The organism is Acinetobacter larvae (assembly GCF_001704115.1).
Classification (GTDB): Bacteria; Pseudomonadota; Gammaproteobacteria; order Pseudomonadales; family Moraxellaceae; genus Acinetobacter; species Acinetobacter larvae.
Genome location: NZ_CP016895.1, coordinates 835,839 through 855,796, shown reverse-complemented (window position 1 = coordinate 855,796; position 19,958 = coordinate 835,839). Strand labels below are relative to the sequence as shown.

The window sequence follows — 19,958 nt, the reverse complement described above, 5'->3', positions numbered from 1 at the left end:
TAGGGCTAGTATTGAATGCGGTCAGTTATGATTTGTTGGGTGATTTAGACTTAATATCGGTTCCACTATTTGGTGGAGGCGATGGTTTATGCTTGTTTTCAGGCTGAATGGTCATATAAACTACTCAGCTACCCACTTGTTTTTAAAGGTAAACATAAAATTTCGTTTTTAACTTGAAATGTGAAATTAGTTAAAGCAATAAAATAAAACCCTATCTAGTAATAGGGCTTTATCCTTATGTGTAAAAATCTAGTTTTTTTAGTAAATGATCATAATTCACTTTTTACTAGACTTGAAGCTGGTTTCATATAACGAATATTTGAACAAACTATCAATTAATAATTCAACATTTTCAACCTCAATTACGTTGATTTCATCATAACTCCTTCTACCATCCGAATAGAGATTTATACTATTAATGGTTTTTTTAATTTCACTCAATAAGTTAGATAAATCGTTTTCTAAAGCCTTATCATCTAATACTGATTTCAAAAATCGTGTTGATTTAGTGATCTGCCTATAAATTTCCTTAAATTCTAAAAAAATTTTTTCATCTACACGATGATCATTATGTATTTCTAAAGACCTCAACATCTCAACCTGAATCTCCGCCAGTCCAGACAATTGAATAATGCAATGTTTAGCCTCATTGGCTACCACCTCACTACCTTTTTGTCTGTTCCATTGGCTGAATATCCAAAGCATTGCAGCAATACTAACGAATGTTGCAAATGCTGACGTAAAACCCGCTACCGCTCCCCAATCCACGCTCCTCTCCCCACTAAGCTTGTCATAACCAGTAAGAAAACCACAAATTAACCCATAAGCTAATGTTAACCCAAGCACAGCAAAGTTCTTAAACTTCAATTTTCTATCTCACGATCTAATTCCCCCACTATTTGATCACAAAGCCCACCATCTTCAAAGATATCTAGCTGACCAACTTTGTACTGATACGCTCCCCACTCACCGATTAAAGGCACTCTTTGCACTCCCGTTTCTTGTTGCCAGAACATTACAAATGCATGGCCATTGTCGTAATTAGGTACACCACCGCGCGCCCATTCTGAGATTGTAGAAGCGCCCGACACGGGCAGGACATGAGCGATCTTTTCATGCGTCCAGCCCATCTTGCACAAGTCTAAAATCATGCGGTTAAAGTCAGGCCGCTTGTACTTGCTTAAACTCTTTCTGAATGCCCTTGTGCGCTTGTTTATCTCAAGTAAACGCGCGCGTGCGCGAGGGTCTTCGAGTGCAGCATGATCAACTCTCAATTCATCAACGTTAAATAATCCCATCAGACCCTCGCTCTTCTCAGAAATTCTCGTAATCCCAATTGTTATTTTTGCTATTCCATTTCACGGCGATGAATGGAATAGGATGCATTGAAGCTGCTACTTTGATCTTTACCCTGGCATCATCTTCCCAGTGTCCTTTGACCTCATGCGCCTCAAGTTCACCACTGGAACGTAAAACAATAAAATCAGGACTGTAAAAGGTCTTATCAGCGAGTCGAAATTTCATAGAATCAAATGCGTAATACAAAATCTCACCAGCAATTTTTAAGCTTTCTAAGTGCCCTGCGTATTTGCGTTCTGTTTGATTCATAACGCCTTGTTTAAGTCGACCTAGTACCCTTACATCACTTTTGCTTTTAGATGGCTGTACGGCGCTAATTTTGCGCTTATTGTGCTTATTCAAATGTGCTTCTAGCTCGTTTTCACTCATTCGCATCATAAATACCCCATTGCGTGATGTGTGGATTGGGTACCATTGGCAAAAATGAAAAAAATCAGCAGCAGAATTAGAGCGAGTACAAATTTATTTTGATCTTTCACGATAAATTCCCCCGATAAGCGCCTTTGATCTTCGCTGCCAGCTCTGGAGGACACGGCATACCCGATCTATTTCGCTCAGTAGTTTTTTGCTGCTTCACATCGTCACTGGTCTTTGGTTTAACCCACATAACCTGAGTGCAGTTGCGGGCTTTGGCTTGTCGTAGGTTGTACTCGTAAGTATCGATAAACGCTTTGTATGCAGCTTTTTGCCCCTGTCCGTTAAGAACCTCTGAAACTTCGCCTAGCGTCCGTTTTGCAAGTGTTGTGATTGGTTTTGAGCTGTCTTTTTTCCAATTTAATGCAAACGTCCAAGCCTGTTCTGCTGTCCACCAGTCACCATCCTGCAGACATAAAAATCTAAATCCTGGCAACGTCGGGCACCAACGCTCAGATCGCATCAACTTGATTCCGTTTTGCAGCTGCTCTGGTGTAATTCCATCAAGCACCAAACGAGTATTTTCAATCAGCAAATCCGCATCAGTCTTGCCGTGAACGCGTTCAAACTCAGAACCGTAAAGAGATTCCATCAGCCCTAAAATCTGCTGCGCAGCCTCAACTGGAAACGATATTTCAAACGCTTTCTGAAATTTCTCTAATTCAAACATCGCGGATCCCCTGTTGTGGTTTTAGGTATTTGCCAAATCGGCTTTGATTTTGTTTTTGAGGTTTTTCCGTCGACGCAGATTTGCGTTTTGCAGATTTCTCAAGCTCTGCAGCGGTTGGAGTTTTTTTCATCCAGTTCAACCAGATCGACATCCATTTTTGCGGCATGTGATTTGCTGCGCTAAGTGACCACTGCGCTAGTTTTTTTAACTCGGCAAAAATTTGCTCAGGACTGTGATCGGGAAAACTCGCTTTCGCTTGATCGATAAAATCGACTTGAGCCGGATATTTTTTGAAAAGCTCTTTCAGTGAAATCGGAGTGCGGTCGGTTGGGTGATACTCGATAAAATTCAGCTGACGATTTTCTTGCGCCGTGAATTTTTCTTGCGCGCTTTCTTCCTCCTCTTCTCTAATATCTAAAAAAGAATCTATTGATGCATCACTTACTGAAGCGCTAAACGGCTTTTCCGTATCACTTACTGAAGCGGACTGCTTCACTTTCAAAAGCGCTTCACTTATAGAAGCGCTTTCATTACTGATGCGGAGTGCTTTTATTACTGAAGCGCTAAACTCTTCAAAATAGTGCGCTAAGGATATTTCGTTGATCTCATATTTATTGCCAATTTTATTATTTTTCTCAGTGACGGTAATAACGCCAAACCAAACAAGCTCCTTAATCCCATTACTAACAGTTGCTGAACCCAGTTTGTTTGATCCCTTTAATTTTCCACCTTGTATTTGACGATGACTAACATGATCGGTTTCTTTTAACTGTCCATTTATCCACTCCTCAAGACGCTCATAAACGTTATGTGCCGCATCACTTAAGAATGGTCGTACCTCATTGCGATACAAGCGGCTCGACATTACATAGCCCTGCTTAAATCTGTCGCTATACATGCTTTTTGCCTCTTGTGATGTGGTTTGAGGCTTGGTAAAAGGAATAATCGTTGCTGCACTCATGCTGCTGTACTCCTCTCGTGATATGACTTAACAGTATTAACGCCTTTATTTTTATTTCGATTAGGTCTGTAACGCAGGTCATAACAGCACTTACAAGCTGCCTCATAGTAAATTTTTTCAGGTTGGTGCCTATTGCGATATGTGAAATAAAATTCGCTATCTAATGGCCAATATTCATTGCAGTGAATACAAAGCTTTTCCGTACCAAGCTCTGTCTCGATATATTTCGGCAACTTCTTAACAGTTGCATTTTGATGTGATACATTGGTCATCGGTGTTTACCTCATATCAATTCATTGGTATGACAAATCAAGCTCAACTGGTCGCACAGTTGAGCTTTTTTTGTGCCTGTGGTTTTTGGTCGTGGTGGTGGTGATAATTCAAAATTGGGCGGTGACACAGTACTCGTGGTAAGACACATAAGAGATGCGAGATGATTTAACCGTTCTTTTTCAGCGGATATTCGCACCATGTTATTTTCACGAATCAACTCAGATAGAGATTTACCTTCGACCTTAGCAATAGCTTCTAGAAAGTCTTTTTCTTCATATGAGCATCTATGTGTAATCGTAGTTAGATTTTTTTCAGACATTCGACCACCTCAAGACTTTACAAGTTCAAGCCAAATGTCTGACCAGTCATCAGGTCTAAGTTCTTTTCGAGTTATTTCGCCTGATGAAAAAACTTCAATTGCCGTACAAATTGACGGCTTAAATAAGCTAGCTTCTTTACCTGTATTTATTAGAGTTGCTTGTTTGGTTAAGTACCGAACGGATGTCTTACATTTTTCTGCTAAAGCCCTTTTTTCATCTGGATCAAGTCCCCTGAAATAAGTCACGAATTTACTGCTCATTTGAAACTCCAATACATTAACCACCCAAATATTACATTTTTGTATTTTTATTAGCAAGATTAAATACATTTTTGTGTTTATACATTTTTGTAATGCACTGATAGAATCAAACTCATGACTAAAGATATCGATCCAAATAAAGCAGCCTCGGATGCTCGCGCTGACCGCCTTAACTCTTGGGTGACCACTCACTACAGGAATCAGCAGGAATTTATTGAAAAATTTGGATTAAATCAGGGCGAAATATCCAATATCATTAAAAAGAAAAGAGTAATTGGTGAGAGAAAAGCTAGAAAACTTGAATCACAAACAGGTATGCCAGAAATGTATTTGGATGGCATTGAATCAGGTACTACTACCCGCACGACAACATTGTGCGATCCATCACCTGCCAGTATTAGGTATGCAAAATTTATGCATATTTGCCAAACAATCGATAACTTGGAGCAAGATAAGAAGTTATCTAATCAAGATATACAAATGATTGAATTTGTGATCAATCATGCAGAAACAGCACTAAATGATTTATTGGAAAAATATGTAAGACCCTCCTCGAAGAAGAGTGCATCTTAGAATTTTGGATTGAAAGGTGTTATGGAATTTATAATCGTTATTTGTTTGGTGGGTTTAGGGCTTTACTTTTTAAATCAAAACAAAAGTGAAAAAAAAGACCGAACAACCATTACTCATAAGAGGGTTATTAAAACTGATGATGGTGAAGTTCTCATTGAAAGAAAACAAACCATTGATACAGTGCAGACAAAATATACTACGAGCGATACTGCATCGAAGTTAATCTCTAATACCTTAGATTCTACAGTTGTAAACTCATCTTTACCGCAACCGCAACCGCAACCGCAACCGCAACCGCAACCGCAACCGCAACCGCAACCAGTACAGCAAGAGTTAATTATTGACTCAATAGAAAATGATCAAACTTCATTTATATTTGATGAAGGTGTAGATGAGAAAGCGTGCCCAAATTGTGAAAATACACTCCCTTATACATCATTTAGAAAGTCCACAAAACACGAAGATGGTGTGACGAAGTGGTGTATCTCTTGTTTAGATGCACCACGCGTACAAAAACAAAGCAACAAAAAATACTGCCCTAACTGTAAGAAAACAAGATTTAGAACTAGCTTTTACATTAATAGTAAGCGTGAAGATAGTTTAACCAAGTGGTGTAAAACATGTATGGATAAATCCAGAAAATAAGGACAAATAAACCTGCGAACCCGACGCAGACGTGCTGATCGGGTGGAGAAAGTAGTGGAAAGAAAATGTGTTTCGTCGAGCAACATACACTCTATAGGTTATGATGTGAGCTCATCTATACTAGAAGTTCAATTTTTAAATGGGAGTATCTATCAATACTTTAATGTACCCCAAAGTCTTTACTTGGGGCTGATGAGTGCTGCATCTCATGGTGAATATTTAGATGCTTATATTAAAAAAGCTGGTTATCGTTACGCTCGGCTTTAATCAGAGCTAAATTAATCAACTGTAAGGCTTCATTGGTATTTGTGATCCAAGTAACACCAGATTCAATATTATCGGTGACTGTTAGATTGTGCAGCGTGGTTAACTCGTGTTGTGCTGCCAATAATGCTTTTAAAATCACATCTTGATTATTCATAACAAACTCCAAACACCCCATCCCTATGATGGGTTTTCTTATATTTATTAAAACACATTAATGTATTTTATTTTTAAAATATTACATTTTTGTATTGATTAAAAAATACATTATTGTAATAATAATTCTCGTACCCAATAAAAAAGCCCCGCTGGTCTGGACAACTGAGGGGCTTAGTAACGAGGTTTTATTATGCATCAATCCAACTCAAACAGCAATTGTCAGCAGTTCGATGTTAAACGCTCTGCTATCGGCATATTGCGTCAAGAACCTACTGCAGCAGATTTCAAACCCAAGCAATCAAAATCGGGCTTAGTTGCTGCATCTCTTTTTATTATCGCTATCGCATTCTCATTCGCAGTCTTAAAAGGCTGCTCAGATGATGCTATGTGCTTCAAACACATAGCTACGTCAAAGGTGATCGATCATGAATACATTTGTTGATTTACCAATGCTTCAAGGTGCGAAACTCATTGAGAACATGAGCAATGATGAGTATCACGCACAAGCTGAATTTAGCAGTTCACAGCTTAAAGACATTCTACGTTCAGGTGCTCATTTCTATTCACACAACATCATCAAAGAGCATGAAAAAGAATCTAAAAAGCATTTAGATTTCGGCACATTGGCTCATACATTGTTCTTAGAGCCTGAGCAGTTTGATAATGAGTTTGTCGTTGTACCAGTAGATGCACCGCGCCGACCAACGGAAACAATGCTTAATGCTAAAAAGCCTTCCGAAGATACGCTTGCACGTATAGCTTTTTGGAATCAATTTGATGCTGAACATGGCGAAAAATTAATAATTAGTGCAGAGCAGCTAGACGGCGCTATGCGTATTGCAAACAACTTACGCACGCTTAGTACATTCCAATTCATGAGGAATGAGTACGGCATGGCCGAGGCAAGCATCTTCTTTACTGATCCTGTCTATGACTTGCAGCTACGTGTTCGCCCCGATTGGCATATCGCACCGTGTCGAAACTTCCCCAACGGTCTAATCATAGATGTAAAAACCTCCCGTGATGCACGCCCTTATGGTTTTTCAAAGCAATGCGGTGACTACGGATACGATCTATCTGCAGCAATGTACCGCGAGGGATTCCAGCAGTACTACGACACAGAAGATAAGCCCCCTTTTATCTTTCTAGTTGCTGAAAATGATGCCCCGTACAACGTTAAGCAATACAAAGCCTCTGATCTTTTATTGAGTGTTGGGGAGGCACGTTACAACAAAGCTAAGGCACTACTAGCAGAGTCGTTACTTATTGATGAATGGGATGGCTACAGCAAAGAGCTTGAAGATATTGGTTTACCTTCATACATGGCAAAGCAAGCTTTAGAACACGATTTTCACTGATTTTATTCATTTTAAGACCAAATTATTCATTTTAAGGAAATTTTATTCATGAACGTACAACTTCAAAATACGCAAAAAAACCCAGTAGCCTCATTTAATGCATTTATGCAGAAACACAAAAGCCAATTGGAAATGGCTTTGCCAAAGCACTTAAATGCGGATCGCATGGTTCGTTTAACTCTTACTGCATTCAGTCAAAATCCAGCACTACAGAAATGCGATCCTGTTTCAATTTTCGGAAGCATCATCACTGCTTCACAGTTGGGTCTTGAACCAGGTGTTAATGGTCAGGGCTATTTAATTCCTTACGGGAAAAAATGCAACTTTGTACCTGGGTGGAAAGGTCTTGTTGATCTAGCCAACCGTGGCGGTCGTTCATCGGTGTGGACTGGTGCAGTCTATGAGGGCGATGACTTCGATTATATGCTTGGCGATTCACCGTATTGTAAACACAAGCCATATGGCGAATTTGATGTAAATAAGCTTACCCATGTCTATGCGATTGGCCGCGTGAAAGATGCAGAAATGCCCGTTATTGAGGTGTGGCCAGTTAAACGTGTTGAGGCACATTTAAAGAAAAATAATAAAGTTGGCAATGCTCACTATGCTCTTGCTGACAATAAAAAGAACTTTGAAATGTACGCTCGTAAAGTAGCACTACTTCAAGTTTTAAAATACATGCCGCAGTCAATCGAACTCACTAATGCAATGGAAGTTACTCAAGCTGGTGAACAAGGCAAAAGCGTAACTATCGATGGTGATTGGGTTAGCGTAGATAATACCGATCAAGATGTTGACCAAAATCAAAATGTCCAAAATTCCACACAAAATGAGGTTCATGTTAATAACACCCAGCAGCAGGAAGTTGTTGGGCAAGAAGAAATATACTATCCACCCACTTTCGCACAAATTAAGCACGGTATTTTAAGTGCTAAATCCCCTGCTCATTTAGACGTAATGGAAGAACAGGTGATGGACCATGCAGAACGTGAAGAACGTAAACAACTCATGGTTTTAGTTAAAGCCCAATCTGAGAAGTTTAAAGCACCTGCTAAGGAGGCGACTCCAGTAAAAAAGCCTGAACCCAAAACGGAAGTTAAGCCAGTAAAAAAGGCAGAGCCTAAGGCAGAATCAAAACCTGATCAAGAATATCAAAATAAATTAAACAACTTGCTCGGTGATGTGGCTAGTGCTCAAACACCGGCAGAAGTAAAAGCTCAGACCAACTATACGAAGTCATGGACTGCTGAGCAGCGAAAACCGCTTGAAGAGGCTATCGAAAAACGACTAGCTGAACTTGAAGCTGCAAATCAAGAACTAAGCACTGAACAAATCAATGCTTGTAAAACATTAGATGAATTAATGGCTATGTTGCCACAACTCAAAAGGCTGCACGGCGAAAAAGGTCACGCACTTATGACGGCATGGGCTGCACGAAAAGAAATCGTTACACAGGGCGATATATTTAACGACTCTGTAGTAGATGCAGAGGTGGGTTTTGTGGATGGGGTAATTCTTCGTATTCAGAGTGCTAAAACTCAAAACGATATTAATGCAGAGTATATAGACCCAGCTATCGACGAACTTAGTGATCAAGATCGCCAGCGCATCGATCTAGCTGCACAAAAACGCGAATCAGAATTGATGCAAGGTTAAAAGATACGGCCATGTTTATGCATGGTCACAGTTAAGGGGGAAAATAATGGATATTCAAAAAGAACGTGCGGCTTTTGAAGAATTTGAATTTACGAAACGACCTTTCGCAAGCAGAAAAGTTCTTTTTCAAAAATATGATACAGCACGAATCGGTGATGGTAATGAAGGTAAATACTACTGTGCTGAAATGCAGGAGAAGTGGGAAATTTGGCAGCATCTCAAAGCCAGCGCCGTGCCAGAAGGTTTTGTGTTGGTGCCGAAAGAAATTCCTGACCACGTTGTGCAGCGCTTAGAGAATAGTTTGTATCACTGGGGAGATCTTACAAGGGATTACTTTACCCCCATTTATGAAATGATGATCGAAGCTGCGGAGGTCAAATGAGCGTAATGACTAACATGGGCAACTTTATAGTTGCTCTACCACCATCCGATATTTGGTTAACTGATGAACAAGCAGCAGAATTTCTAAATTATGAAAAAGGGTATTTCAAAGCTGCTATTATCTGCCTTAAAGATTTTCCCAAACCAAAGTTTGTGACTGAAACAATAAAAGGTAGAAGATGGAATCTGGGACAAGTATCAAAATGGTTAAATGAGCGACCAGATACACTAAAGAAAACACCGGGAAGACCTCGCAAAATTTAGCGGGGTTTTTTCTATATGAGGATAGAGTTTTTTATTAATTACGCCAATTTTACGCCAAACCCAATATAAGTCATTGATTTTATTAAAAGGTTTGGTGCGCTCAGCGGGACTCGAACCCACGCCACAGGCTTCGGAGACCTGTACTCTATCCAGTTGAGCTATGAGCGCATAAAACAATTCGCACATCATAGCAAAAAAAACAGCAAGGTAAAGCATTTATCCTTATACAGCACACATTGCTGCTCATGCTTTATACAATGTTCTAGTCTTGCAACGATTAGTCTCGGCAATTAAGCTTGGTTTCTGCAACAACTTGTTCCACAATACCCCCCAAATTCAATAGACGAGCTTTTCATGACTAATGCTTTGACATTAACGGATTTATCGAAAACGTATCGCAATGGATTTCAAGCATTAAAAGGAATCAACCTTCATGTTCCAGAGGGGGAATTCTATGCTTTACTCGGTCCGAACGGTGCTGGAAAATCGACGACAATCGGTATTATTAGTAGCTTAACCCGCAAAACCTCTGGTCAAGTTAAAATTTTTGATCATGATCTCGATACCCATCCTTCTAAAGCAAAACGTTGTTTAGGTGTCGTACCGCAAGAGTTTAACTTTGGTCATTTTGAAAAACCTTTCGATATTCTCGTTACTCAAGCTGGTTATTATGGGATTCCTGCGCACATTGCCAAAAAACGTGCTGAATACTATTTGGAAAAATTAGGGTTATGGGAAAAAGCACAAATTCAATCCCGAATGCTGTCGGGTGGTATGAAGCGTCGTCTGATGATTGCGCGTGCCATGATGCATGACCCAAAATTACTGATATTAGATGAACCGACTGCTGGCGTTGATATTGAATTACGACGTTCTATGTGGGATTTCCTCATTGAGATGAATACTCAAGGTACTTCTATTATTTTAACCACACATTATTTAGAAGAAGCTGAAATGCTCTGTCGACGTATTGCCATCATTGATCGCGGTACCATCAAAGAAGACACCAGTATGAAAGCTTTCTTAAATCAACTCAATGAAGAATCTTTTATTTTTGATTTAGCCAAGCCAATTGAGCCCTTACAGATCGAAATTATTGGTCTGACATTTAATCTCATCGACCCACTGACACTTGAAGTCACAATGGATAAATCACACCATTTAAATGATTTATTTTTATTATTCCAAGCACAGGGTATAGAAGTACGCAGTATGCGTAATAAATCGAACCGTTTAGAAGAGCTATTTGTCAAAATGGTTGAAAAAAATCTAGAGGATAGCGCGCCATGAATATGACCCAATTGCAAATTGCGCTTTGGACTCTGGTGCGTAAAGAAATTAGACGTTTCATGCGAATTTGGCCACAAACTTTACTCCCTCCCGCGATTACCATGAGCTTGTATTTTGTCATTTTTGGTAATTTAGTCGGTTCTCGTATTGGTCAGATGAGTGGCTTTAGCTATATGCAGTTTATTGTGCCTGGTTTGATTATGATGGCGATCATTACCAATAGCTATGCCAATGTATCCTCAAGCTTTTTTAGTGCAAAATTTCAAAAAAGTATTGAAGAACTCATTATGAGTCCAGTGCCCTTGCACCTCGTTCTTTGTGGTTATGTGATAGGTGGTGTTTGTCGAGGTGTTTTGGTTGGCATAATCGTTACAGCCATGAGTTGGTTTTTTGTCGATTTTACCATTCACAATCTTGCTGTCACAATTTATACCGTTATCATTACCGCATTATTATTTTCTTTAGGCGGCTTTATTAATGCTGTCTATGCTAAATCCTTCGATGATATCTCGATTATCCCAACTTTTGTATTGACACCATTGACCTATTTGGGTGGGGTATTTTATGCCATGACAGCATTGACCCCATTCTGGCAAAATTTGTCACTATTAAACCCAATTGTATATATGGTCAATGCCTTCCGTTATGGCATTTTGGGATATAGCGACGTTAATGTTAGTATTTCGCTTGGCGTGATCACGCTATGTTGTGCACTACTTTATGGTATTGCATATTATCTACTTTCTCGCGGTTCAGGAATGCACGAATAATGTCTGTAGAACACTCTTTATTAGGTAAAGATACGCAATACCCTACTGAATATCAGCCTGATATTTTATTTCCGATTGCACGTGCTCAATCACGTGCAGCATATGCAGAGATACCAGGCATTTATCAGGGTAAAGATTGGTGGCATATTTTCGAAATTTCTTGGCTGAATGCACAGGGTATCCCACAAGTTGCTATTGGTCGAATGTGTTTAGATGCATCTTCTGAGTTTTTAATTGAATCAAAATCACTTAAGCTATATTTTAATAGTTTAAACTTCACTCGATTTGATGCCCAACAAGATTTTGTTGCACGCGTTGAAAAAGATTTGTCTGCTGCGGCACAGAGTACGGTACAACTGGAACTCTATGCTGTTGATGCATTGCAATGCCATGAAGCGCAAGGGATTTGTCTGGATCAGCTCACTCCCCTTCAACTTTCAACACATCCCGATGCTAGCCTATTAAGACTTGATACTGAACATAATGGGCAGATCTCTGAACATCTTTTATATTCTCATTTATTACGTAGTAACTGCCCTGTTACAGGTCAACCCGATTGGGGAACGGTATTTATACGTTATAAAGGAGAAAAACCTTGTTATGACAGTATACTCGCCTATATTATTTCTTTTCGTCAGCATAGCGGCTTTCACGAACAGTGTGTAGAGCAAATCTATGCTGATCTTTGGCGGATGTTGCAGCCAGAACAGTTAATGGTTTATGCAGCATATACACGTCGCGGTGGTTTAGATATCAACCCCTGCCGTGTTTCAGATTTTGCATGGATGCCCAAACCAATACGTCTAGCGCGACAATAAAATCATAATTTTGAGGTAATTTGTTATGCCTTTTTTTGGCTTTATTCCATCTCAGGAATTACTAGACAATATACAAGCAGGTCTAGAAAATAAAAACTCAAATGAACCACTCTATCCCTTAAGAGACAAAACAGCATTATTGATTAACGATGAAATCATTGATGCAATTTTAACGGATATGATACGTCATTTTCCAGCCAGTGATCGTCGAGATACTGCAGAAAAACTCGCAGGCTATATTAAATCGACTGTTGCTGTTTTATTAAAACAGCTGCTGGGGAAAGCCACAAATACGGTGGTACAACAATCTATCACCTTTTCCGGTCAAAGCTTATTTCAAGATCCTGACGGTCATCAGCGTGTTGGTGCCCCCATGGATCAAGACTTAGTGCGTCAGCTCAAAGCCCTATATGCTGAGATTGCAAGCAATGGCGATGTAGACCGACACCTACTGTCTGAGGCATACCAAAAATTTGCCGATGCCACTATTCAGCATTTTATGACTGACTTCAATAAAACCCTCGACTTAGGACTTATTAAACGTAAAGCGTCCGATATTGGGGTCGTGGCGGTAAGCAAAGCAGTGCATATCGCAATTCATCGTCTTATTCCACATCTAAACCAAGATGAGCTGAAAGCCGTTGCAGAATATCACAATGGTTTGTTCTTTGATTAACATCCTCCATTAACCAGCGCTGAAGACATTCAACAGTCTTTACTGCGCTGGTTTACTGTATTTTTATTTCAAGCCGTCTAACCACATACTCACTAGGGTGTGTTGACATTTACAGTCGATAAATTGATCTAAAGAGGCAACCAAATATAGATACAAGCTAAGGCAACAGCACTTTGATAATTACGCTTTAGCTTGTCATATCGTGTAGCAACTCCTCTGAACTGTTTCAATCTGCAGAATGTATTCTCAACTAAGTGCCTGATTTTATACATATACCAGTCCATATAATCATTACTAGATTTTGTGTTGGATTTTTTAGGAATGTTCGCTTTTGTTTTAGTCGCTTCAATTTGATTTCTCAGACTTTCAGAGTCATAACCTTTATCAGCACATAGTATTTCTGATTCAGTCAAATCCAGTTTTGATACTAGGGCTGGGGCAATTTTTATGTCATGAGATGTCCCGTCAGAAATAATAAAGTCTATTGGATTACCATTAGAATCAGTTGCTAAATGTATTTTAGAGCTATTACCACCGATACTTTTAGAAATGTCTTGATGCTTAATTCCTGCTGAATGTTGATGTGCTCTGACGTGACTGCCATCAATAAAAATCCATTCTTTGTCAGCATGTTTACTAAATAACTTAAATATATTCATGAGCTTATCATTTTTAGACCAACGATTATATTTTTTAAAGATTGAATTATGATTACCAAATTCTTTAGGTAAATCTCTCCAAGGACATCCCGTTCTAATACGAAATAAGATGGCTTCAATAAAATTTCGTAAATTTAATTTGAGATAAATATTAAAATGTCTGAAAATAGATTTTAACTTAGACCAGTGTTGATCATTTAACATTGTACGAAGCATAGCGAGTGTAAAATTATGTTTGGCGATTTGATTTTACTACCTCGCTATTTTTTTAGGCAACAAATGTCAACAGCCCCTAGTGGTTATCGCTATTATCTCGTTATCTGTTTAGTTATCGCTGTTGTTTAGATTTGTTCAACAAATCGAATTGTGTCATATTGAATCACATGATTTTGTGTATCAGATTATGCAACAAAGCTAGATTAAGATTGCCTTCAAAACTGTTTGTGATAGCATGCAAAAAGCATTTAACATAGCCTTTTTTGCCCTCATGCCACCAAGTTCACAATATAAATTTCTTCGACAAGCACCGCGCGATGGTCTGAGCACCGCCATGCGCCCTTCTCGTTGGCAACGCTTACACATCGATCCATGGCTCTGCTTATTTCTGATTTTAAATGCGCTACTTGGACTCACTGTACTTTATAGTGCTTCAGCCAAAGATTTAGCATTGCTGAGCAAACAAGCCATGAGCTTTGGTATTGGTTTTCTCTTAATGTGCAGTATTGCGCAAATTCCCCCCAAAGTCTTTCAAGCCTTTGCACCTTATTTTTATGGTTTTGGCGTATTGTGCCTACTGATCGTCATGGTTTTTGGTGAGGTTCGCATGGGAGCGCAACGTTGGATTGATATTCCTGGTGTCGGTAGTGTGCAGCCCAGTGAATTTATGAAAATTGGTATGCCGCTGATGGTTTCTTGGTTTTTAGCAAAAAATCGCCTACCACCAAGCTTTAAAAATGTCATTATTTCTCTGGTCTTGATTGGTGTACCGTTTATTATTATTGCGGAACAGCCCGATTTAGGCACCTCGCTGTTAGTGCTTGCCAGTGGCATATTTGTATTATTTCTTAGCGGGCTATCTTGGGCGATGATTTTAGCGGCAGCAGGCGCCGCAGCAGCGATTATTCCTGTCGCCTGGATGTTTTTATTACATGACTATCAAAAACAACGTGTAATGACCTTACTGAACCCTGAAGCAGATGCTCTGGGTACAGGCTGGAATATTATCCAATCAAAAACTGCTATTGGCTCTGGCGGCTTAAGCGGCAAAGGTTTTTTAGAAGGCACACAGTCTCATTTGCACTTTTTACCTGAAGGTCATACCGACTTTATTATTGCTGCATACTCCGAGGAATTTGGATTAATTGGCATTTTTGTTTTAATTACTCTATATTTTCTCATTATATTTAGAACATTCCAAATCAGCTTACAAAGCTTTCATAACTTTGGTCGCTTAGTCGCAGGATCATTTGCCTTATCTTTTTTTGTTTACGTCTTCGTAAATGCTGGCATGGTTAGTGGCATTTTACCAGTGGTTGGTGTTCCACTTCCCTTTATGAGTTATGGTGGCACAGCAATCATCACGCTAATGGCGACTTTTGGGATTGTTATGTCTATTCATACGCATCGCTAATGAGGATTAGAATTCATATGCAAAAAAAAGGGTTGTACATCAAATTTAGAAACTTAGCCTTATCTGCTATTACGATGTCATTATCAAGTTTCTGTGTTGCCAATGATTTTGCCCATAATCCACAGTACGACACATTCAAATATAATGCTGTACAAAAATATGGCGTAACAGCAGAGCAAGTTGACCGTGCGATGTTAGGAGCGCGTAATCTTCCAAATATCATCAATATAATGAACCGTCCTGGTGAAAGTAAGCCATGGTATGCTTATCGCGATATGTTTCTCACTGAAGGCACCATTCAAAAAGGCGTACGTTTTAAAAATCAGTATGCCGACACACTCAATCGTGCAGAACAAGAATTTGGTGTACCTCAAGCGGTCATTCTAGGTATTCTTGGCGTTGAAACAGGTTTTGGCAGTAATAAAGGTTCTTTCATCACACGAGATGCCCTAGCAACCTTAGCTTTCGGCTTTCCTCGTCGAGCAGAGTACTTCCAGGATGAACTCGCAGCTTTGATCGCATGGACTTATAAAGAGAATTATCCAGTCCAAAGTATTGTTGGTTCTTATGCCGGCGCTATTGGTTATCCGCAATTTATGCCGAGTAATATTAGTAAATTTGGCGTAGATTTCGATCACAACGGTCATATCGATCTACGTAATTCAGCAGTCGATGCAATTGGCTCGATTGCCAACTATATGGTGCAACATGGTTGGCAACGCGATCAACCCATTGGTTTTTTAGCACGCTATACCGGTTCTAACCCAGAACAAGTCATTGCCAAAGATTTAAAACAACCGACCCCCTATGGCATTCTTAAAGATCAAGGCATTAGCCCTCTCAATTCAGCCATTAAAATTGATGACTTAGACTTGGTGAATGTGATTCAACTACAAGATCGCCAAGGGCCAATTTATTATATTACTTATCCAAATTATCAAGTAATTACTGAATATAATAAAAGCCGTTTATATGCTACTGCGGTATGGCTTTTAGGCACTGAAATTGCAAGTCGATAGACTTGCAATTTTCAATACTCACAAAAAGTCAAGAATTATCTTGAGTAATTTGGTGATTTAAGCCACATTTCTTAATCCTTGTTACAATATTGTATATTTATTAACCACACATGCAGCTTTTTTTGCTTTTTTTTGCGGTTTTTTGAAATAAAGCTAGACACATTTTAGGGTGCATGAATATTATCCTCTACCGTAAATGTAGTTATGCATATCAATTAGAGCGCTACAATGATCCATTTTGCAGCCCGCAAAACAACTCATTGTGACGACTTAGGAGTTAAAGCATGCAGTCTTCGCTGAAATATTGGCTAACACTTGCCATAAGTATTGGGGCCACGCAGACCCAAGCTGAAATGGTGCAATCATCCTATCTAAATAGTGATGCAGACACATCAAGTTTAGCCAACCGTGTTATAAGCAAAGATGCCAGTAGCTTTAATTCACGCTTGTCCAATCTTAATGGCTTATCTATTACTGAAAGTTCTGGCGATAATATCCGTCGCCAAACCATTGCCGCCAAAGTAACGGTTCCAGAAGACGAGCCTTCAGTCATAGATAAACTCAACAACGTAGCATCTAACACTGTCCGTAAATTTAGCCAAACAGGTGTTGCTTCTTGGTATGGTCGCCAATTTCATGGTCGCAAAACTGCCAGTGGCGATACCTTTGATATGAATGATCTAACCGCTGCACATCGTAGCCTACCGCTTAACTGCTATATTCGCGTAACCAATAAAGAAAATGGTAAAAGTGTGGTCGTTAAAGTAAATGATCGTGGACCATTCCATGGTAATCGTGTGGTCGACCTCTCTTATGGTGCTGCCAAACGTTTAGGCATTACCAACTCAGGTACAGCCAAAGTGAATATCGAACGAGTAGACGGTCCAAACTCTTAACAGCATTGCGCATATGCATTTACGTTACAACCACTGTTCTCACAGTGGTTTTTTTATGCGTTAATTTTTATGCGTTAAGCTTTGCAAAAATATTAGAACAAATTACAATCAATAGCTTATATGATCTTTGCGATGGATTGCGCTATGAAAACAATAGAACAATGGTTTGATGAATATAGTGATAGTCACCAAAACCATACCAACAAAATGCTACATTGGATATGCGTACCCAGTATTCTTTTTTCCATACTCGGTATTTTGGCTCATTTTAATCAATTACTGACTGCGCTTGTTATTATTGCCACGTTGGTATTCTATGCGCGCCTAGACATCGTACTCAGCATTGCGATGTCTGCATTAGTCTTAGTGATGGTAGGGCTGATTCTTTATCTCCCCTTCGGGCGCGGTGTTTATATTGCTATTTTTATATTGGCTTGGTTAGGACAATTTTACGGGCATCGCGTTGAAGGTAAAAAACCTTCTTTCTTTAAAGACCTACAATTTCTGTTAATCGGCCCTCTATGGTGCATGGATGCCTATCTCAGCAAGCTGAGCAATAAATGGCATAGTCGCCACAGCCCTTCTTGATATCGTCTGATATAGGCATTTTAGCTGCAAACTAATGATTGAGTTGAGCACCGTCATTTTATACGGTCTCAATTCAATCATGATTGAATCTATTCAGTTAAGCCAAGCTGATGCCATCGCTTCGATTAAACGTTGATTTAACGCGATTTGGGCAATTTGCCATTGTTGAACTTCGCTTGCTGTTGGCTCTATCTGTCCATCAGAAGCACTCAATAAGCGCTTAAAACGGCTTTGATAGTGATAAGCAGAAACATCACCAGTAATATCAGCACCGATTAAACGCCCTTTACATGCTGCAATGAGCTGCTGTACATGTTGTTCCAAAAAATGCCCTTGATCCCAATTGGTTTGCACAACAGTTTCTGACAGTACGTCCTTATCAATCGACAAATAAATTGGCAAATCACTGGATAATTCAGTCAGAAACTCTTGCATCAAATCATCGGCATTGGCAAAACCACGCCATGCATTTTTAGCACCAATCCAACGTGTCCACGATGCAGATTGCTGTATGCTCCAATAATGGACTTTGCCCTGAATTAAAGGCAACCAATGATTTTCCCAAGCATGCTTTAACGCAATATCTTCAGAGCTAATCCCAATCACATCAATCCGCGCCACATGTGCTAGACGACTTGCCCAATACACCCACGAACCACAATGAATACCAAATGGATAACGCATATGATCTGGATGGTTATCGCAGATAATTAAATGAATAGGTTGCGTGGAATCTAATCGTGCCAATAATAACTGGCTTAAGTGATGATAATCACCGCTGCCTAATAATACACACCCTAACTGCTCTACAGCGGGTAATAGAGGGGCAAGATAATGCTCAAGTTGTTTAAATTGTCGCCATTTACAACCAAAGCGAATACGCTCTTGCCAATCATTTAAAGTAATTTCTGTGCTGTGTGCTGGCAAGCCAGTCGAATCGTCAAAATTCAATCGCAAAGGCTGACGTAAAGATTTCATTTACAAAGCACTCCTTATTGCTGTGCATGCCAATGCGCATCAGCCTCAAATACGTATTTAAAGCGATTTAGTGCAAAACGCAGTAAACGAGGCTGTATCCAAACCAAATGTTGGGTAAAACTAAACTTTGCCCCCAAACGCGCTTTGACTCCCGGATCAGTCCAACCCGCAATATAAAATTTTAACCCCTGCTGCTGTGCATAGTCTAAATTGACAAACCAACTGACAAAATAGAGATTAAATTGCAAGGCCAACTGATAATCAAAGCCTATGTATTTATCAACCAAGTTATCGCGATAAAGATAGCAAATGTTATAGCCCACCAATTGCTCGCCATGCCAATAAAAAAACACCCGTCCCGCGGCTTTTTGATCTTGTAAAATTTGCTGGAAAAAATCAGCTGTTAATAAATCAAAATGTATTTCACTTTGCTGATAGACATTTAAATATAGCTGATAAAGTTGCGCGCAGAATAACGCATCATTAAATCGCGCATCTCCTGTCGCAACGATATCGACACGCAATTGCTGTAAATGCTTTAGCTTACGTTTCAGATTTTTACGGCGACTTTTAGAAAAGCGCGATAAATATTCATCTCGATCTTTAAAATCTATAGCAACATAAGCCAAAGCCTGCCCTTCTACCGCAATAAAGCCTTTGCTTTTGGCAAGCTTGATCAACTGCTGACTATATTGGTTTTCCGCCCTACTCAATAGAGGCGAGTTCAAAGGTAAATCTTTTAAAATCGTCAGCGTATTTTTATGTCCGCGTTGCTGAATATCTTCAATGAGCTGCGCTGCTTGAATATTTTTAGGCAAAATACTATATTCACTCACCGTTGTTCCAACGAAACAACTGGACAATTGCAATAACTTAGACCAATAACGATAAGCAAATGCATCGACTATACGTTGCCGTACAGCTGCATCTAATGTGGTTAATAAGTCAAACTGGGTATAAAAAAAACACAATCCATCTGTAGTAGATTGCACTGCAAAGCCGTGCGGTGGATGCGTTAAAAACGCATCCACCAAGCTTTGTGGTTCTAATTGATTAAATTGAGCTGGCATAGGTCAA

At 39.5% G+C, this 19,958-nt stretch carries 27 protein-coding genes and 1 tRNA gene; 16 read left to right on the top strand and 12 right to left on the bottom strand.

Annotated features, from left to right (window positions below; genetic code table 11):
* Positions 1-276 precede the first annotated feature (276 nt).
* The 7 genes from BFG52_RS03815 to BFG52_RS03780 form a co-directional block, all read right to left on the bottom strand.
* Positions 277-867 (bottom strand): hypothetical protein, encoded by a 591-nt coding sequence (locus tag BFG52_RS03815; RefSeq protein ID WP_067552846.1) that lies wholly within the window; start codon positions 865-867, stop codon positions 277-279.
* The gene (locus tag BFG52_RS03810; RefSeq protein ID WP_067552844.1) at positions 864-1,298 is read right to left on the bottom strand and encodes a hypothetical protein; all 435 of its coding nucleotides are present in this window, start codon (positions 1,296-1,298) and stop codon (positions 864-866) included. The genes BFG52_RS03815 and BFG52_RS03810 overlap by 4 nt, the downstream gene beginning before the upstream one ends.
* A 16-nt stretch (positions 1,299-1,314) precedes the next feature.
* A complete protein-coding gene (locus tag BFG52_RS03805; protein WP_067559108.1) occupies positions 1,315-1,734 on the bottom strand; it encodes a hypothetical protein in 420 nt (139 codons plus the stop codon).
* A 100-nt stretch (positions 1,735-1,834) separates the two neighbouring features.
* Positions 1,835-2,443, bottom strand: coding sequence for a hypothetical protein (locus BFG52_RS03800; RefSeq protein ID WP_067552842.1), 609 nt, complete (start codon positions 2,441-2,443; stop codon positions 1,835-1,837).
* The gene (locus tag BFG52_RS03795; protein WP_067552840.1) at positions 2,436-3,404 is read right to left on the bottom strand and encodes a hypothetical protein; all 969 of its coding nucleotides are present in this window, start codon (positions 3,402-3,404) and stop codon (positions 2,436-2,438) included. The genes BFG52_RS03800 and BFG52_RS03795 overlap by 8 nt, the downstream gene beginning before the upstream one ends.
* Positions 3,405-3,687: 283 nt before the next feature.
* Positions 3,688-3,996: a hypothetical protein gene (locus tag BFG52_RS03785; RefSeq protein WP_067552836.1), complete on the bottom strand. Its 309-nt coding sequence runs from the start codon at positions 3,994-3,996 to the stop codon at positions 3,688-3,690.
* A gap of 9 nt (positions 3,997-4,005) precedes the next feature.
* Positions 4,006-4,257: a helix-turn-helix domain-containing protein gene (locus BFG52_RS03780; RefSeq protein WP_067559105.1), complete on the bottom strand. Its 252-nt coding sequence runs from the start codon at positions 4,255-4,257 to the stop codon at positions 4,006-4,008.
* 114 nt (positions 4,258-4,371) lie between these two features.
* Here BFG52_RS03780 and BFG52_RS03775 point away from each other — a divergent pair, with 114 nt between their 5' ends.
* Genes BFG52_RS03775 through BFG52_RS16570 form a run of 3 tightly spaced genes read left to right on the top strand, consistent with a single transcriptional unit; the run spans position 4,372 to position 5,742 of the window.
* Positions 4,372-4,830 carry a hypothetical protein gene (locus BFG52_RS03775; protein ID WP_067552834.1) on the top strand — a complete coding sequence of 153 codons (459 nt, stop codon included), beginning with the start codon at positions 4,372-4,374 and terminating at the stop codon, positions 4,828-4,830.
* A gap of 21 nt (positions 4,831-4,851) precedes the next feature.
* Positions 4,852-5,475, top strand: a complete 624-nt coding sequence (locus BFG52_RS17175; protein ID WP_179946359.1) for a hypothetical protein — start codon at positions 4,852-4,854, stop codon at positions 5,473-5,475.
* A 42-nt stretch (positions 5,476-5,517) separates the two neighbouring features.
* Positions 5,518-5,742 (top strand): KTSC domain-containing protein, encoded by a 225-nt coding sequence (locus BFG52_RS16570; RefSeq protein ID WP_323807459.1) that lies wholly within the window; start codon positions 5,518-5,520, stop codon positions 5,740-5,742.
* Here the strand turns inward: BFG52_RS16570 and BFG52_RS03765 are convergent.
* The gene (locus tag BFG52_RS03765; protein WP_067552832.1) at positions 5,708-5,896 is read right to left on the bottom strand and encodes a hypothetical protein; all 189 of its coding nucleotides are present in this window, start codon (positions 5,894-5,896) and stop codon (positions 5,708-5,710) included. The genes BFG52_RS16570 and BFG52_RS03765 overlap by 35 nt on opposite strands.
* A 192-nt stretch (positions 5,897-6,088) precedes the next feature.
* Between BFG52_RS03765 and BFG52_RS03760 the strand changes: the two genes are divergently transcribed.
* The 5 genes from BFG52_RS03760 to BFG52_RS03740 are packed head-to-tail and all read left to right on the top strand — an operon-like array spanning position 6,089 to position 9,557.
* Entirely contained in the window at positions 6,089-6,340 is a 252-nt protein-coding gene (locus BFG52_RS03760; RefSeq protein ID WP_067552829.1) for a hypothetical protein, read from the top strand.
* The gene (locus BFG52_RS03755) at positions 6,324-7,256 is read left to right on the top strand and encodes a PD-(D/E)XK nuclease-like domain-containing protein (protein ID WP_067552826.1); all 933 of its coding nucleotides are present in this window, start codon (positions 6,324-6,326) and stop codon (positions 7,254-7,256) included. Before BFG52_RS03760 ends, BFG52_RS03755 begins: the two co-directional genes overlap by 17 nt.
* A 48-nt stretch (positions 7,257-7,304) precedes the next feature.
* Positions 7,305-8,912, top strand: a complete 1,608-nt coding sequence (locus BFG52_RS03750; RefSeq protein WP_067552823.1) for a recombinase RecT — start codon at positions 7,305-7,307, stop codon at positions 8,910-8,912.
* Positions 8,913-8,958: 46 nt separating this feature from the next.
* Positions 8,959-9,294, top strand: coding sequence for a hypothetical protein (locus BFG52_RS03745; RefSeq protein ID WP_081408610.1), 336 nt, complete (start codon positions 8,959-8,961; stop codon positions 9,292-9,294).
* The gene (locus tag BFG52_RS03740; protein WP_067552817.1) at positions 9,291-9,557 is read left to right on the top strand and encodes a hypothetical protein; all 267 of its coding nucleotides are present in this window, start codon (positions 9,291-9,293) and stop codon (positions 9,555-9,557) included. The genes BFG52_RS03745 and BFG52_RS03740 overlap by 4 nt, the downstream gene beginning before the upstream one ends.
* Positions 9,558-9,649: 92 nt before the next feature.
* Here BFG52_RS03740 and BFG52_RS03735 read toward each other — a convergent pair.
* Positions 9,650-9,725 (bottom strand) — tRNA-Arg (locus BFG52_RS03735).
* Between the two features lie 186 nt (positions 9,726-9,911).
* Here BFG52_RS03735 and BFG52_RS03730 point away from each other — a divergent pair.
* The 4 genes from BFG52_RS03730 to BFG52_RS03715 are packed head-to-tail and all read left to right on the top strand — an operon-like array spanning position 9,912 to position 13,111.
* Complete coding sequence (locus BFG52_RS03730) at positions 9,912-10,847, top strand: ABC transporter ATP-binding protein (RefSeq protein ID WP_067552814.1); 936 nt, start codon at positions 9,912-9,914, stop codon at positions 10,845-10,847.
* Positions 10,844-11,617, top strand: a complete 774-nt coding sequence (locus tag BFG52_RS03725; RefSeq protein ID WP_067552811.1) for an ABC transporter permease — start codon at positions 10,844-10,846, stop codon at positions 11,615-11,617. Before BFG52_RS03730 ends, BFG52_RS03725 begins: the two co-directional genes overlap by 4 nt.
* A complete protein-coding gene (queF, locus tag BFG52_RS03720) occupies positions 11,617-12,435 on the top strand; it encodes an NADPH-dependent 7-cyano-7-deazaguanine reductase QueF (RefSeq protein ID WP_067552808.1) in 819 nt (272 codons plus the stop codon). Before BFG52_RS03725 ends, queF begins: the two co-directional genes overlap by 1 nt.
* A gap of 25 nt (positions 12,436-12,460) precedes the next feature.
* Positions 12,461-13,111: a hypothetical protein gene (locus BFG52_RS03715; RefSeq protein WP_067552805.1), complete on the top strand. Its 651-nt coding sequence runs from the start codon at positions 12,461-12,463 to the stop codon at positions 13,109-13,111.
* A 128-nt stretch (positions 13,112-13,239) separates the two neighbouring features.
* Here the strand turns inward: BFG52_RS03715 and BFG52_RS03710 are convergent, their stop codons facing one another.
* Complete coding sequence (locus tag BFG52_RS03710) at positions 13,240-13,986, bottom strand: IS5 family transposase (protein WP_067552802.1); 747 nt, start codon at positions 13,984-13,986, stop codon at positions 13,240-13,242.
* A gap of 271 nt (positions 13,987-14,257) precedes the next feature.
* Between BFG52_RS03710 and rodA the strand changes: the two genes are divergently transcribed.
* The 4 genes from rodA (at position 14,258) to BFG52_RS03690 (ending at position 17,903) form a co-directional block, all read left to right on the top strand.
* Positions 14,258-15,400 (top strand): rod shape-determining protein RodA, encoded by a 1,143-nt coding sequence (rodA, locus tag BFG52_RS03705; protein WP_067559103.1) that lies wholly within the window; start codon positions 14,258-14,260, stop codon positions 15,398-15,400.
* Between the two features lie 17 nt (positions 15,401-15,417).
* Positions 15,418-16,419 carry a lytic murein transglycosylase B gene (gene mltB, locus BFG52_RS03700; RefSeq protein ID WP_067552799.1) on the top strand — a complete coding sequence of 334 codons (1,002 nt, stop codon included), beginning with the start codon at positions 15,418-15,420 and terminating at the stop codon, positions 16,417-16,419.
* 284 nt (positions 16,420-16,703) lie between these two features.
* A complete protein-coding gene (locus tag BFG52_RS03695; RefSeq protein ID WP_067552796.1) occupies positions 16,704-17,315 on the top strand; it encodes a septal ring lytic transglycosylase RlpA family protein in 612 nt (203 codons plus the stop codon).
* A 144-nt stretch (positions 17,316-17,459) separates the two neighbouring features.
* A complete protein-coding gene (locus BFG52_RS03690) occupies positions 17,460-17,903 on the top strand; it encodes an Mpo1 family 2-hydroxy fatty acid dioxygenase (RefSeq protein ID WP_067552794.1) in 444 nt (147 codons plus the stop codon).
* Between the two features lie 93 nt (positions 17,904-17,996).
* Here the strand turns inward: BFG52_RS03690 and BFG52_RS03685 are convergent, their stop codons facing one another.
* Together BFG52_RS03685 and BFG52_RS03680 are read right to left on the bottom strand one after the other, a co-directional pair.
* Entirely contained in the window at positions 17,997-18,881 is an 885-nt protein-coding gene (locus BFG52_RS03685) for a hypothetical protein (RefSeq protein ID WP_067552792.1), read from the bottom strand.
* A gap of 14 nt (positions 18,882-18,895) precedes the next feature.
* Complete coding sequence (locus tag BFG52_RS03680; RefSeq protein ID WP_067552789.1) at positions 18,896-19,951, bottom strand: GNAT family N-acetyltransferase; 1,056 nt, start codon at positions 19,949-19,951, stop codon at positions 18,896-18,898.
* Positions 19,952-19,958 lie beyond the last annotated feature (7 nt).